Genomic DNA, 14,253 nt, shown 5'->3' with positions numbered 1-14,253 from the left:
AGCCGTCTCACCGGCAGCCGTCTCACCGGTGCGCGGCCACCACCTCGGCGACGGCGGTGCGCTCGGCGGCACTCGGCTCGGCGATCGCCATGCGGCAGTGCGTGTCGACCACGTCGAGCACGCGGTAGGCCTCCTTCATGCGCGCCATGTCGCCGCCGATGAGGGCGACCACATCGTCGACCGCGGCCTGCGCAGCGGTGATGGCTGCCGCATCCCCCGACCGCCCGGCGTCGGCGAGGGCGCGGAACGGCTTCGGCGTCACGGATGACACCCCGGAGACGACGCCCTGGGCGCCCACCTCGACGGCGGCGATCAGGTCGCGGTCGGCGCCGGTGTAGAGCTCGAAGTCCGCGGGCACGACGGCGCGGTAGGCGGCGATGTCGTCGAGTGAGAGCTCGCTGATCTTGGCTCCCACGACGTTGGGCAGCTCCGCGAGCCGCACGAGGAGCTCCGGCGACACCGGGTTTCCACTCCGCGCCGGGTAGATGTACACGTACAAGCGCCCGTCGCCGACGGCGTCCGACACCGCACGGTAGTACTCGAAGATCGAGTCGTCCGTCGCCTTCAGGTAGTAGGGCGTGAGCGCGGCGAACTCCACGGCGCCCAGCTCACGGGCGATGCGGGTCAGGCGCACGGCCTCGAAGGTACTGGGCCGACCGACATGCACGACCACGCGCATCCGCTCCTTCAACTCGGCCAGAGCGGCTTCCACGATGGCCGCGAACTCGCCGGCGTCCACAGCGGGGAACTCCCCCGTCGTTCCGAGCACGAAGGCCCCCTCGTTCCCCGAGTCGGCGACGAATCGGAAGATCGCACGCGAACCCTCGATGTCGAGGGTGCCGTCGCGGTGGAACGCGGTGGGCACGGCGGTCAGGATGTCGTAGCGGGTCACTTCTCGGTCTCCTCGGAGTTCTTGCGGGACGTGCGGGCTCGACGCTTCGGGGCGTCGATGTTGCGGACGGTGGAGGTGAGCAGGTCGGGCTGCGCGGCGAGCTCGTCGTGCGCCTTCTCGATCTGCTGGATGCTGTCGTCGTGGAGGATCGAATCCGCGAGGGAGCCGCGCTCGGCACGGGGGCGACGAGCGGCGCGGATCGCCGGCATCACGATCGAGAGCACGGCCAGGGCGAGGAGCACGAGCGCGATGGGGCTGACGACCTCGAAGAACGGACGCGTGGGCAGGATGGCCAGCGTGCGGGCGAGGTTCTCTTCGGCGAGCGGTCCGAGCAGGAGCCCGAGCACCACGGGGCCGGCCGGCACCTGCATGCGCTTGAGCATCACCCCGATCACACCGAAGACGAGCATCGTCACCACGGTCGAGAGGCTGTTGGAGGTGGCGTAGGTACCGATGATGCAGAAGATCAGGATGCCGCTCCACAGGTACGGCTGCGGCACGTCGAGCAGCTTCACCATGCCCTTCATCCGCACCAGGCTCAGAGCGAGGGACAGGATCGTCGCGATCAGCATGATGCCGACGATCGAGACGACCAGGTCGGGGCGGTTCGTGAAGAGGGTGGGTCCGGGTGTGATGCCCCAGATGATCATGGAGCCGATCATCACGGCCATCACGGAGTCGCCGGGGATGCCGAGTGCCATGGTCGTGGTGAGGGAGCCGCCCAAGGTCGCGCTGGAAGCACTGTCGGACGCGGCGACGCCCTCGATCGATCCCTTGCCGAACATCTCCGGACGCTTCGACACCTTGCGTGCCCGTTCCCACCCGATGAGACCGGCGATGTCACCGCCCGCGGCGGGGATGAGACCGACACCGAGTCCGACCGCGCCGCCGACCGCCGTGGCACGACCGCTCTGCTTCAGCTCGGACCTGTTCGGCAGCCAGCGACCGAGGCTGGAGATGGGGCGCACGCGGGACGCGCGATGCGTGAGCAACTGGTCGAAGAGTTCCGCGATGCCGAAGAGGCCGATGATCACGGCGATGAAGTTCACGCCCTCGACGAGGTCGAGCACCCCGAAGGTGAAGCGCTGATCGGCCGTCGCGGCGTAGGTGCCGACGGTGCCGAGCATGAGGCCGAAGAGCCCGGCGAGGATGCCCTTGAGCATCGACTTCGACGAGATGCCGATCATGATCGAGATGCCGAACACCACGAGGGCGAACAGTTCGGGGGACTTGAAGTAGTCGCGGGCGAAGCTGGCGATCGGGACGGCCGCGACCGCGAACAGCACCAGCGAGGCGAGGATCCCGACGGCCGAAACGATTGCGGAGATGGTGAGGGCGAGACCTGCCCTGCCCTGCTTGGCCATCGGATAGCCGTCGAGGGTGGTGGCGATGGAGGCGGGCGTTCCCGGGGTGTTGATGAGGATGGACGGCACCCGATCGCCGAAGTTCGCCGCGACGTAGATCGTCAACAGCACGGCGAGGCCCTGCACGGGCTCGAGGGTCATGGTGAATCCCGCGGCAAGGGCGACGGCCATGGTCGCGGTGATGCCGGGGAAGGCGCCGACCATGAAGCCCAGCATGAGCCCGACGAGCATGTAGAGCAGGATCGAGATGTCGAGGAGCGAGTTGAGCCCCTCCAGGAGCGCGTTCACAGGGGGATCCTCAGGAGCAGCCCGAACACGACGTAGACGAACGCCGTGACGGAGGCGGAGTAGATGATCAGGCTCAGCCAGCGGCGGTGACGGTAGAGGAGCATGAGGGAGGCCATCAGCAGGGCTGCGGCGATCGGGAAGACCTCGATGCGGTACCCGAAGAGGATGACCGACCCCAGCGACCACAGCGCGATGAAGGCGCCCGTGATCACCAGCGTGGCGATCACGCGCAGGTAGCCTCCGGGCTGGATGCGCTCGAGGTCGTCACGACCGGGTGCGGGGCGGGTGATCGCGATGGCGAGCAGCGCGATGGCGACGACGACTCCGGTGACCCCGATGACGAGCGGCCAGAAGCGGGCATCGATCTGACCCGGAGCGGCCTCGCGGCGCAGCGGGATCTGCGTCGAGAGGAAGAGATATCCGGCGGTGAATGCCAGGGCGAGGACGGCGAAGACGATCTCGAGAGGTCGCGACGCGGTCGCACCCTGGTACTCGTCGCCCGCGGAGGCGTCCGATGCGGAGGCGTCCGATGCAGAGGTCGACATGACGCTCCTTTCGTGATCCGAGAACTGAAGGAGAGCACTGCGGGGCCGGTGATGAGCCCGGCCCCGCAGTCTTCTCTACCGGGCTCCTCAGCCCAGGAGGTCCTTGAAGAGGTCGAACTGCTCGTCGACGAACGTCGTCCATTCGGCGGAGTCGCGGTACACGACCAGGTTTCCGGCGTCGGCCTGGAACTTCTGGTAGCTGTCGGATTCGACGGCCTCCTTGACGGCGGCTTCGAGCGTCGACTTCACGTCGTCGGGCAGACCCTTGGGCGCGTAGATGCCGCCCCAGCCTCCGAAGACGACGTCTTCGCCGATGGCCTCTTCGACCGTCTCGACGTCTTCTGCGTCGGGGTGGCGCTCGTCGTTCATGACGGCGAGGATGCGCACCGCGTCGCCCTGGGCGAGAGCCTCGCCGAGGCCGGAGACGGCCGCGACGGTCTCGCCGGATGCGGCTGCGGCGACGGCCGTCGCTCCGCCGTCGTAGGGCACCGGAGTGAAGTCGGCGTCGGTCGCGGCACCGAGTCCGAGGGTCGCCGCCTCCCAGATGGAGCCGGCGCCGGAGTTCGCGACCGTGACGGCACCGGACTGCGCCTGGGCGACGAGGTCTTCCAGCGTCTCGATCCCGCTGTTCGCACCGACGGTGACGACACCGGGGGCGAGCATGATCTGGCCGAGCAGGTCGAAGTCGTCCGGCAGCACGTCCGCGCTCTGCGTGGTGTTCAGCATCGCGATCTCGACGGGCGCGAATCCGATCACGTAGCCGTCGGGATCCTGCGCACCGACGTACTCCATCGCGAGCGCTCCGGCGGCACCCGGCATGTTCTCGGGGATGACGCTGACGTCGAGGATCTTCTCGAGCTCCGTGGCGAGTGCGCGCGACGAGAGGTCTGATCCTCCCCCGGGGTTGGCCTGGATGATGAGCCGGATGTCCTTCTCCGGGTAGGTCGATTCGGCGCCCTCGCCCTCTTCGACCTTGGTGCAGGCCGAGACGATGAGAGCGGTGGCTGCGAGGGCGGCGATCGCGGCAGCCGCCCGGGTGATGCGCTTGCGGGGCATCTTTGCTCCTCTACGTGGGTCGACCTTGTTGTCGACTCCCCCGACCGTAGCAGTGTTGACTGTTAACAGTCAACACTGGGACGAGAGGTGCGCCGCAAGGGCCGCAGGCACGGCCCCGCACTCAGGCGTGGGTGGCGATCTCGCTCAGCATGCGTCGACGAGCACCGTCGAGGTGCTCGGACAGCACCTTCGCCGCCTGCGCCGGCGTGCCGGTGCGCATCACCTCCATGAGCGTCACGTGATCATCGGAAGACTCGTGCAGGTCTTCGTCATGGTTGATCGTGACCTCGAGCAGCGCGGTGAACGTCGGGAGGTACTGATTCCATGCACCCTCCAGACGCGGGTGATCGGCGAGCGCGTAGATCTGCGAGTGGAACTCGAGATCCGCGGTGACGAATGCGGCATGGTCGCCGCGGTCCGCGGCCTCGCCCATGCGGTCGACGGCCGCCGCCATCGCGGCCCAGCGCGCCTCGTCGTCGACACGCATGGCCCGCGAGAGGGCGAGCTGTTCGAGCGCACCCCTCAGGCTGTACAGCTGATCGACGTCATCCCCCGTGAGTCCCACGATGTACACGCCGCGGGGACGCTGCACCTCGACGAGCTTCTCGAAGCTCAACTGGGTGAGCGCATCGCGCACGGGGCCACGGCTGACCGAGAACTCCTCGGCGAGCGCTTCCTCGGTGATCCGCGCGCCGGGGGCGAGTTCGCCGCGCACGATGCGCTGGCGGAGCACCCGTGCCACCTGGGCGCCGAGGGATTCTCCGCGCGTGACGGTCTGCGTCATGGTGACCTCCTGTTAACTGTTGACAGGATACACACCACGAGATCGGTGTCTAGGCGTGTCCGCGCGAATCCCAGAGCACGACGTCGGTCGAGCGGCGGATGCGACGGCCGCTCGGCACGGGCACCACCCCCGCGGATCCGGCGGCGAACACCCGCACGCCGGGGCGGTTCTCGCGCTCGGTGCGTAGAGCGCTCTCGAGTGCCGCGATGCGGTTGCGCAGCGCCCGGTTCTCGTCTTCGAGGTCGAGCAGACGCGCGATCGCGGGGAGGCTCACACCTTCCGAAGAGAGCTGGGCGACCTCGCGCAGCTGTTCGATGTTGCGGGCGGAGTACCGACGCGAGCCGCCCGACGTCCGTCCGGGGACCACGAGTCCGATGCGGTCGTACTGCCGCAGGGTCTGCGGGTGGAGACCGGAGAGCTCGGCCGCCGCCGCGATCGCGAACACCGGGGTGTCAGCGTTCATCACGAACGCCTCCGACCCCGGTGCCCACTTCGACGCTCGGTCATCGACGCGCCTTCGCCATCAGCTCCGCCCGCGGATTCTCCTTGGGCTCGAGCTCCTGGAACTTCTCCAGGGCCTCCCGCGCGGCGTCGTCGAGGTGCGTGGGCACAGCGACCTGGAGTTCGGCGAGCAGGTCTCCGGTTCCCTTCGCCGTTGCCACACCACGGCCCTTGACGCGCAGCACCCGCCCGGAGGGGGTGCCGGGAGCGACGCGGAGCTTGACCACGTCACCGCTGAGCGTCGGGACCTCGATCGTCGCGCCGAGGGTCGCTTCAGTGAAGGTCACCGGGACCACGACGCGCAGGTTGAGCCCGTCACGCGTGAAGACGGGGTGCGGGCGCACCGAGATCTGCACCACGATGTCACCGCTCTCCCCGCCGTCGGGTGAGGGACGGCCACGACCGCGCAGACGGATCTTCTGCCCGTCTGCCACGCCCGCAGGGATCTTCACCTTGAACGGCTTGCCGTCATCGCCCTGCAGGGAGATGGTCTCGCCCTGCACGGCGGTGACGAAGTCGAGCGTCGTACGAGCGGTGACGTCGGCACCACGCTGCGGTCCGCCGAAGCCGCGGTAGCCACCGCTCGGCTGCCCGAAGCGTCCGCCTCCGAAGCTCGCACCCTGCCCCTGGTTGAACATCGCGAAGATGTCCTCGAAGTCGGCCGTCTGCCCTCGGCCCTGCTGGCCGAACCGGCTGAACACGTCTTCGAAGCCGCCGGCACCCTGGCCGCCCGCCGTGAAGCGGGCGCCGGAGCCCATGGCGCGGATCTCGTCGTACTCTTTGCGCTGTTCGGCGTCGGAGAGCACCGAGTAGGCCTCGCTGATCTCCTTGAACTTCGCCTCTGCTTTGGCATCACCCTGATTGGAGTCCGGGTGGTACTTCCGCGCGAGCTTGCGATACGTCTTCTTCAGATCCGCATCACTGACGTCCTTGGAGACCCCGAGGGTCTTGTAGAAGTCCTTGTCGAACCAATCCTGGCTGGCCATCGATCACCTACTCCGCAGGGACAGCGACGACGACCTTCGCGGGGCGCAGCTCGATGTCACCGAGGCGGTAGCCCACCTCGACGACCTCGAGGATCGTCGTCTTCTCGGCGCCGGGGGTCGGCTGCTGGAAGATGGCCTCGTGGCGCTGAGGGTCGAATTCCTCACCCTTCTCGCCGTATGCGGCCACCCCGAGACGCTCCACGACCGCACGCACCTTCTCGGCGATCACGGCGAAGGGCGTGCCCTCGACCAGGTCGCCGTGCTGAGCGGCACGGTCGAGGTCGTCGAGCACCGGGATGAGGCCCTTGGCGGCCTCGCCCTTCGCCCGCTCGATCTCGACCTGGCGCTGCTCCTCGGTGCGACGACGGTAGTTCGCGTACTCGGCCTGGAGGCGCTTGAGGTCGTTCAGCAGCGTCGACTCGAGGTCGGCGAGCACGGCGTCCTCCGCCGCGGCCTCACCGGTCTGCGTCGCTCCGAGGATGTCATCGACCGTGAGGTCATCGACACCGTCTTCGGGAGTCTCGTCCGACCCCTCGGCGGCCTTCGCCTCGGTGGAATCCGGGTTCTGCGGCGCGGGGCCGGACGCCTGAGCGTCCGACCCCTCGCTGCGACCTTCGGCGGACTCAGGATTCTGGTTCTCGTCGAAGTTCTTGTCCGTCATGATTACTTCTTCTCGTCCTCGTCGTCGACGACCTCGGCGTCGATGACGTCCTCGTCGGAGGAGGGAGCGTCACCGGTCGGGGCCTCGCCGTCAGCCGAAGCGTCGGCAGCAGCATCCGCCTGCGAGGAGGCGTAGATGGCCTCGCCGAGCTTGGACTGCGACTGGTTGAGCTTGTCGAACGCGGTCTTCACGGCCTCGTCGTCTTCGCCCGCCAGCGCCGTCTTGAGCGCTTCGACGTCGGCCTTGACCTCGGTCTTCACGTCTTCGGGCAGCTTGTCGTCGTTCTCGGTGATCAGCTTGTCGATCGAGTACGCGAGCGTCTCGGCCTGGTTGCGGACCTCGGCGGCTTCACGGCGCACCTTGTCCTCAGCCGCGTGCTCCTCGGCCTCGCGCACCATGCGCTCGATGTCTTCCTTCGACAGCGAGGAGCCGCCGGAGATGACGATCGACTTCTCGGTGCCGGTGCCCTTGTCCTTGGCGGACACGTGCACGATGCCGTTGGCGTCGATGTCGAACGTGACCTCGATCTGCGGGATGCCGCGGGGAGCGGGAGCGATGCCCGTGAGCTCGAACGTGCCGAGCGGCTTGTTGTCGCGGGTGAAGTCGCGCTCGCCCTGGAAGACCTGGATCGCGACGGACGGCTGGTTGTCGTCTGCCGTGGTGAAGGTCTCGCTGCGCTTGGTGGGGATGGCGGTGTTGCGCTCGATGAGCTTGGTCATCATGCCGCCCTTGGTCTCGATACCGAGGCTCAGCGGGGTGACGTCGATGAGGAGGACATCCTTGCGCTCACCCTTGAGGACACCGGCCTGGAGAGCGGCGCCGACGGCGACGACCTCATCCGGGTTGACGCCCTTGTTCGCGTCCTTACCGGTCTCGCGCTTGACGAGCTCGGCGACCGCGGGCATACGGGTGGAACCACCGACGAGCACGATGTGGTCGATCTCGGACACCTTGATGCCGGCTTCGCGGATGACATCCTCGAACGGCTTCTTGGTGCGGTCGAGCAGGTCCTTCGTGAGGTCCTCGAACTTCGCGCGGGTGATCGTCTCGGAGAGCGAGACCGGGCCGGACTCCGTGAGCGACAGGTACGGCAGGTTGATGCTCGTCGAGGTGGAGGAGGAGAGCTCCTTCTTCGCCTGCTCCGCGGCCTCCTTGAGGCGCTGCAGCGCGATCTTGTCGCCCGCGACGTCGACGCCCGTGGTCTCCTTGAACTGCTTGATCAGGTAGTCGACGAGACGCTGGTCCCAGTCGTCTCCACCGAGACGGTTGTCACCGGCGGTCGCACGCACCTGGATCGTGGAGAAGTCGTCGTCCTTGCCCACCTCGAGCAGCGAGACGTCGAACGTTCCGCCACCGAGGTCGAAGACCAGGATGAGCTCGTCTTCCTTGCCCTTGTCGAGGCCGTAGGCCAGAGCGGCCGCGGTCGGCTCGTTGATGATGCGCAGGACGTTGAGACCCGAGATCTCCCCGGCCTCCTTGGTGGCCTGACGCTCGGCGTCGTTGAAGTACGCGGGGACGGTGATGACCGCATCGGTCACCGTGTCACCCAGGTATGCCTCGGCGTCGCGCTTGAGCTTCATGAGGATGCGCGCGGAGATCTCCTGCGGCGTCCACTTCTTGCCATCGACGTCGAAGCTCCAGTCGGTGCCCATGTGGCGCTTGACGGAAGCGATCGTCCGGTCGACGTTGGTGACGGCCTGGCGCTTCGCGGTCTCACCGACGAGCACCTCCCCGTCCTTGGTGAAGGCCACGACCGAGGGGGTCGTGCGGAAGCCCTCGGCGTTGGCGATGACCTTGGGCTCGCCACCCTCGAGGACGCTGACGACGGAGTTGGTGGTTCCGAGGTCGATACCGACAGCACGTGCCATGTGTTCTCTCCTTTGTTGGAAGTTCGTTGGGATCGGAAATCTGCGGCGATCAGGGAAACCTGAGTCACGATGACTCAACTGTACGCCGGCGCTCTGCAGGTGTCAAATCAACTTGATACGAGTCGACTCAACTTTTTCAGAAGGGCGCGAGAATCGCCGGATCCTCCGTGAACGTGACGGTGTTCTGGGGAGGGGGCCGGTCCACGTAGACCTTGCCGGTCGGGCTCGTCCAGGCGTAGATACCACCACCCAGGGGCTCGACCACCCACGGCGAATGATGCTTGAGCACGTGATGGCGACGACACAGGTGACCGAGGTTCGACTCCTCGGTGGCTCCCCCGAGCGCGGCCTCGTGATGATGGTCGATGTCGCAGTCCACGGACGCGTACCCGCAGGTCGGGAATCGGCATCGCTGATCCCTCGCCCTCAGATGCCGCTTCAGATCCGGACCGGGACGATAGCGGTCGACCGCGAGGACCGCGCCGGTGACGGGGTGGGTGAGGATGCGGTCCCAGCCCGCTGCCGCGCCGGCGATCCGACGGGCGGTCGCAGGGTCGACCGGAGTGCGGCCGTTCAGCTCGGCCGGAGTCGAGTCCTCGCCGATCAGCGTCGTGACGGGGACCGTGATCGACACCGTTCCGCGAATCGCCGCCAGGAGCCCCTCGCCGCGATCATGTCCGGCCGGAGCGCCGGTGAGGAGCAGGTCGAGAGCGAGATCGGCGCGGCGCTGCGCGAGGGTGCGCTCGTCCGGCTCCGGAGCCGGGAGCTCCGGGGACTCGTGCTCCGTGGACTCACACTCCGGGTGCTCACGCTCCGGGGACTCGTGCTCCTGCACCGCCTCGGACATCTGCGTGAGCCGCTCGAAGACCCCGTGCACGAGCGCCGACGGACCGAGCAGGCCGAGCTGCGTCATCCCGTCTCCGACGTCTTTCACCCACACGGATCTCTTCTCCCGCGCATCGAGGTGCCGCTCATCGATCGACCGCGCCTGGAACCGTTCAGCCACCCGCCGAGCCATTCGGCCGACACGAGCGGGAGACTCGATCTCGGCGAAGGGGATGATCTGAGCCGCATAGGCGGCGCGGCTCGCCGCATCGGGCAGGTGCTCGCCCGCTTCGCAGACGACTCGGGCGTGCGCCGCGCTGATGCGACCCGCCCCCTGCGCCTCCCAGACCAGCGGGAAGTGCTCCACGACCCAGGCCGCGTCGGCCATCCGGCGCTGCACCGTTCGATCACTCACCCGCAGGGCCGTGGCGAACTCCGCGGCGACCGTGCGGGCCGACATGTCTCCGTGATCGGGATGCCCCGCCTGCGCGGCCACGTCGAGCGCGAGCCGCGACCCGACCGCCAGGATGCCGTCTCGCGCGGCCTGCAGACTGCTGATCGTGCGCTCGACCTCGACGAGCATCTCGGTGAGCGCGGCAAGAGCATCCACCTGCTCGAGGGTCGCATCCGCCAGCGCTGTCATACCTTCAGTGAACCAGGGACCACTGACATTGAAACACCCAGATCAGCGCCAGAAACCAAGATACCGGAATGGGGCTGGGAGCACCTTCCCCTCCGCCCTGGACGAGCCGACCGCAGACCGGACCGAGGCGATACTTGACCCTGACACGGTGGCAGACGGGAGAACAGACACATGTTGTCCATCGGAGCGTTCGCGCAGATCGGCCAGGTGACCCACCGCATGCTGCGGCACTGGGACACGGCCGGACTGCTCGTGCCCGCCCACGTGGACGAGTTCAACGGCTACCGCTCCTACGACCCGTCGCAGTTGGAAAGGCTGCACCGGATCGTCGCCCTGCGCCAGCTGGGCTTCGGCCTCGACGACATCTCGGCCATCCTCGAACGGGGAGTCGATGCCGAGCGCATCGCCTCGCTGCTGCGGATCCGCCGGGCAGAGGTCGAGCAGGAGCATCGGATCGCCGCGGAGAGACTCGTCGACGTGGAGAGGCGCCTCCACCTCATCGAGAGAGAGAAGCACATGTCACGGATCGAGATCGTCGAGAAGCCCCTGCCCGCCGTCCGGCTCGCCGCCGTCCGCACGGTCGTCCCCGATCAGCCGGCCGTCGCCGGTGTGGTCGGTTCCGCCTTCGACGCGGTGGCGGACGCCATCGGCGGCGAACATCCCCTGACCACACCGATCGCCCAGTACACGACGCTCGACGACGGACTGGAGGTCATCGTCGGCTACACCTATGCGGGCCCCGCGCGCGAGGAGTTCGACATCATCGAGCTCCCTGCGGCGGATGAAGCCGTCTGCGGCATCCACCTCGGCTCGATGGAGCACATCGCGGAGAGCTGGCATGCGATCCACGCCGAGATCTTCGCTCGCGGCCTCGTGCACGACGGTCCCTGCAGGGAGCTCTACGTCCGCGCCGTCGGCGACGATCAGTCCGACTGGGTCACCGAACTGCAGCAGCCCGTCCGACGCGCCTGAGCGGAATCACGCACTGAAGGTGTGCGGGCTCACTTGCCGCCAGGAGGACCGATCAGCAGCAGGATGACGTACAGCGCGACGATGCCGACCACGAGCAGCACCGCGAGCACCCACGGCCGCTGCAGGAACCAGCGCATCAGCCGGTCGTACCACCGTCGATCACGCGGATCCTCGGTCGCCGCGAGGCGCCAGGCTCCGGTGACCCGGCGGGTACGGTGCAGCCAGATCTCCATCGGGATGGTCGCGTAGGGCACGACGGCGCTCGCGACGGCGAGCACGCCGACCCCGACATGCCAGCGCTGGTTCAGGGCGACCAGGATCGCCGTCGCCGCATAGCTCAGGAAGACGAATCCGTGGATGCCTCCGCCCACCGTCACCACCACGCCGGGGGCGCCGACGGCGCGGGCGATGATCGCGGCGATCAGGATCGTCCAGGTGATCGCCTCCGCGATCGCGAGGACTCGGTACAGACGGTCGGGGGTGCGGAACACGGTACTCCTCGGGTGGGGTGCTTCCACCGTATCCGTCCCTCCATCCCCCTCGAATCAACCGAATGGTTGAGTCCGTCAAGACGGTGCGACCCGTCTCGCGCACCGACATCGGAATAGCAGCCCGCGCGACGACGTTGCCGAAGGCATGGTGACAGTGGATGCGGATGCGCTCTCGCACGTGCTCGGTGCGGTCGATCTCCGCGTCGGCATCGGACGCCGATCGTCGCTCGCCGCGGGAGCGCTGCTGCCGATCCCCGCCGACGCCATCACCCTGGTCTACATCGTCGCCGGCGCCGTGCGGGGACATCCTCCGCTCGGAGACGGCTGCCGTCTCGACGTCGATCCCGATTCGCAGCGACTCCGGCTCGACAACACGGAGGCGCGCCATGACCTGCTCGTGACGGGCGACGCGTTCCTGACCCTCGGCCGGTCGCCATTCGCGCTCGAGGCACACGACGAGACGATCCTCATGATCGCCGACATCGAGCTCGCAGATGTCGCGTCACCCCTGCCCGCACTGCTGCCCCCGTTCCTCACCGTGACCGGCTTCGACGCCGTGGAGCCCGCGGCCGCCGCCCTCGCCCTGAACATGGGGGTGATCGACCACACGGTCACACCCGCCCGCCAGGGGGACCCGGTGATCTGCCGCCTGATGGCGACGACCGTCCTGTTGTCGGTCATCCGTGCCTGGGCGGCGAACGGCTGCGCGCCCACCGGCTGGCCCTCCCTGTCGAGCGATCCCTTCCTCGACCGCGTGGTCGACGCCATCCACGAGGAGCCCGGGCGCGACTGGACGGTCGAGCGCCTCGCCGGGATCGGGGCGATGTCGCGCTCGACCTTCGCCGAGCGGTTCCGCAGCGCTGTCGGACGCTCACCCGCCGACTACGTCACCGAGGTGCGGGTCGATGCGGCGAAGCGGATGCTCGACGCCGGACGCTCCGTCTCGGACATCTCCCGCGAGCTGGGCTACGCCTCGGACGAGGGATTCAGCCGCGCATTCCGACGCCGCACCGGACAGACCCCCTCGTCCTGGCGCCTCACCAACCGCACTCCCGTCCCGGCCTGAGCGACACCCGCCCGGGTCAGGCTCTGCTGCTGACCCGATTCGATGCGCCGAACAGCACCGCGCCGGCGAGCAGCGCGACGGCACCGATCACGTAGACCAGTTCGACGTTCAGAGTGTCGACGAGCAGCCCACCGATGCCGGCGGCGAGCGTGATCGCGCCCTGGAACCCCACGACGACCAGGCTGCCCCCGGCTTCGAGCCGATCGGGCATCCGGTGTCCGACCCAGGTGTTCACGACGATCAGCCAGGACGAGAAGAAGAAGCCCCACACCAGCACGACGATGCCCACGCCGACGATCGATCCGGAGAAGAGGATCATCGCGGTCACCGACACGGCGATCACCAACGGCGCGAACACCGCGAAGAAGGCGAACGTGCGGTCGATGACGAGCCCGATCGTGATGTTGCCGAGCAGTCCGCCGACGCCGAACAGCGCGAGCAGCACGACGATGGTCGAGGCGTCGACGTCGGGGATGCGCTCCAGCGCGAGGCGCACGTAGGTGTAGGCGAGGAAGTGCCCGAGGACCACGAGCACATGCCCGACCATGCCGAGGCCGATGCCCGGGCGGCGCAGGGTGTCGACGAGCAGTCGCAGACTCGACGCCTGCTCCGCCGGAACGGAAGGCAGCGCGAACCGCAGCACGGCCGCGAGCACGACCATGAGCACGCCCGCGAGGGCGAAGACGGCCCGCCAGTCCATGAGCTCACTGAGCATGACGCCGAGGGGCACGCCTGCGACGGTCGCCAGCGACACCCCGGCGGAGGTGAACATGACGCCGCGTCCGAGGTTCGCGGGCCCCGCGAGGCGCGCTGCCACGGTGATCGACATCGCCCAGTACGCGCTGATCGCGGCGCCCAGCAGGAAGCGCGCCAGCAGCACGATGATCAGATTCGGCGCGATCGCCACGATGAGGTTCGACACGGCCGCGGCGAGCGCCATCCACAGCAGCAGCGACCGGCGGTCGAGGCGCGGGAAGATCAGTCCGACCGTCGGGGCGACGACGAGTCCGACGAGCGCGGTCACGGTGACGGTCTGTCCTGCCTGGCCCGGGGTGACCCCGAGACCGTCGGCCATCTCGGTGAGCACACCGTTGGGCAGGAACTCGGCCGTGACCAGCAGGAAGCCCATCAGCATGAGCACGATCAACCCGCCGTAGCGGATGCGGGTCGCCGCAGAGGAAGACACGGTGGGAACGGGGGCTGTCGTGGTCATGGGTCCACGCTCGCAGGATCCGGATGCCGCCGCCCGACCAGGCGTCCGCGGCATCCGACCGATCGTCCGGAGCGATCCCGGCCGGTCGGGCGTTGACC

The 14,253-nt window shown here is 68.2% G+C and carries 14 protein-coding genes; 2 read left to right on the top strand and 12 right to left on the bottom strand.

Annotated elements, in window-relative coordinates; all coding sequences use genetic code 11:
• Nucleotides 1–22: 22 nt before the first annotated feature.
• The 10 genes from LVJ59_RS17295 to LVJ59_RS17250 all read right to left on the bottom strand — a co-directional run bounded on the left by LVJ59_RS17295 (nt 23) and on the right by LVJ59_RS17250 (nt 10,413).
• A complete protein-coding gene (locus LVJ59_RS17295) occupies nt 23–892 on the bottom strand; it encodes a dihydrodipicolinate synthase family protein (RefSeq protein ID WP_232763946.1) in 870 nt (289 codons plus the stop codon).
• Nucleotides 889–2,544 carry a tripartite tricarboxylate transporter permease gene (locus tag LVJ59_RS17290; protein ID WP_131493610.1) on the bottom strand — a complete coding sequence of 552 codons (1,656 nt, stop codon included), beginning with the start codon at nt 2,542–2,544 and terminating at the stop codon, nt 889–891. The genes LVJ59_RS17295 and LVJ59_RS17290 overlap by 4 nt, the downstream gene beginning before the upstream one ends.
• Nucleotides 2,541–3,089, bottom strand: a complete 549-nt coding sequence (locus tag LVJ59_RS17285) for a tripartite tricarboxylate transporter TctB family protein (protein ID WP_232763945.1) — start codon at nt 3,087–3,089, stop codon at nt 2,541–2,543. The genes LVJ59_RS17290 and LVJ59_RS17285 overlap by 4 nt, the downstream gene beginning before the upstream one ends.
• Before the next feature lie 87 nt (nt 3,090–3,176).
• A complete protein-coding gene (locus tag LVJ59_RS17280) occupies nt 3,177–4,145 on the bottom strand; it encodes a tripartite tricarboxylate transporter substrate binding protein (protein ID WP_131493612.1) in 969 nt (322 codons plus the stop codon).
• 121 nt (nt 4,146–4,266) lie between these two features.
• Nucleotides 4,267–4,929, bottom strand: a complete 663-nt coding sequence (locus LVJ59_RS17275) for a GntR family transcriptional regulator (RefSeq protein WP_232763944.1) — start codon at nt 4,927–4,929, stop codon at nt 4,267–4,269.
• A gap of 49 nt (nt 4,930–4,978) precedes the next feature.
• Complete coding sequence (locus LVJ59_RS17270) at nt 4,979–5,392, bottom strand: heat shock protein transcriptional repressor HspR (protein WP_232763943.1); 414 nt, start codon at nt 5,390–5,392, stop codon at nt 4,979–4,981.
• 40 nt (nt 5,393–5,432) lie between these two features.
• On the bottom strand, nt 5,433–6,416 hold the full coding sequence (locus tag LVJ59_RS17265) for a DnaJ C-terminal domain-containing protein (RefSeq protein ID WP_232763942.1): 984 nt from the start codon (nt 6,414–6,416) through the stop codon (nt 5,433–5,435).
• A gap of 7 nt (nt 6,417–6,423) precedes the next feature.
• Nucleotides 6,424–7,077 (bottom strand): nucleotide exchange factor GrpE, encoded by a 654-nt coding sequence (locus tag LVJ59_RS17260; RefSeq protein ID WP_047519806.1) that lies wholly within the window; start codon nt 7,075–7,077, stop codon nt 6,424–6,426.
• A 2-nt stretch (nt 7,078–7,079) separates the two neighbouring features.
• Nucleotides 7,080–8,945, bottom strand: a complete 1,866-nt coding sequence (dnaK, locus tag LVJ59_RS17255) for a molecular chaperone DnaK (protein ID WP_047519808.1) — start codon at nt 8,943–8,945, stop codon at nt 7,080–7,082.
• 136 nt (nt 8,946–9,081) lie between these two features.
• Nucleotides 9,082–10,413 carry an HNH endonuclease signature motif containing protein gene (locus LVJ59_RS17250; RefSeq protein WP_232763941.1) on the bottom strand — a complete coding sequence of 444 codons (1,332 nt, stop codon included), beginning with the start codon at nt 10,411–10,413 and terminating at the stop codon, nt 9,082–9,084.
• A gap of 171 nt (nt 10,414–10,584) precedes the next feature.
• Here LVJ59_RS17250 and LVJ59_RS17245 point away from each other — a divergent pair, with 171 nt between their 5' ends.
• Nucleotides 10,585–11,385, top strand: coding sequence for a MerR family transcriptional regulator (locus tag LVJ59_RS17245; protein ID WP_232763940.1), 801 nt, complete (start codon nt 10,585–10,587; stop codon nt 11,383–11,385).
• 29 nt (nt 11,386–11,414) lie between these two features.
• Here LVJ59_RS17245 and LVJ59_RS17240 read toward each other — a convergent pair whose 3' ends face one another.
• Nucleotides 11,415–11,876, bottom strand: coding sequence for a DUF3817 domain-containing protein (locus tag LVJ59_RS17240; RefSeq protein ID WP_232763939.1), 462 nt, complete (start codon nt 11,874–11,876; stop codon nt 11,415–11,417).
• A 145-nt stretch (nt 11,877–12,021) separates the two neighbouring features.
• Between LVJ59_RS17240 and LVJ59_RS17235 the strand changes: the two genes are divergently transcribed.
• On the top strand, nt 12,022–12,942 hold the full coding sequence (locus LVJ59_RS17235) for a helix-turn-helix domain-containing protein (protein ID WP_232763938.1): 921 nt from the start codon (nt 12,022–12,024) through the stop codon (nt 12,940–12,942).
• 16 nt (nt 12,943–12,958) lie between these two features.
• On the opposite strand, the gene LVJ59_RS17230 is transcribed toward LVJ59_RS17235, so the two are convergent.
• A complete protein-coding gene (locus LVJ59_RS17230; RefSeq protein WP_232763937.1) occupies nt 12,959–14,155 on the bottom strand; it encodes an MFS transporter in 1,197 nt (398 codons plus the stop codon).
• Nucleotides 14,156–14,253: the final 98 nt, after the last annotated feature.

It is taken from the genome of Microbacterium sp. KKR3/1 (genome assembly GCF_021272365.1).
Lineage (GTDB): Bacteria > Actinomycetota > Actinomycetes > Actinomycetales > Microbacteriaceae > Microbacterium > Microbacterium aurugineum.
Note: the sequence above shows the minus strand (reverse complement) of the source record. Positions and strands in the feature narration are given on the sequence as shown.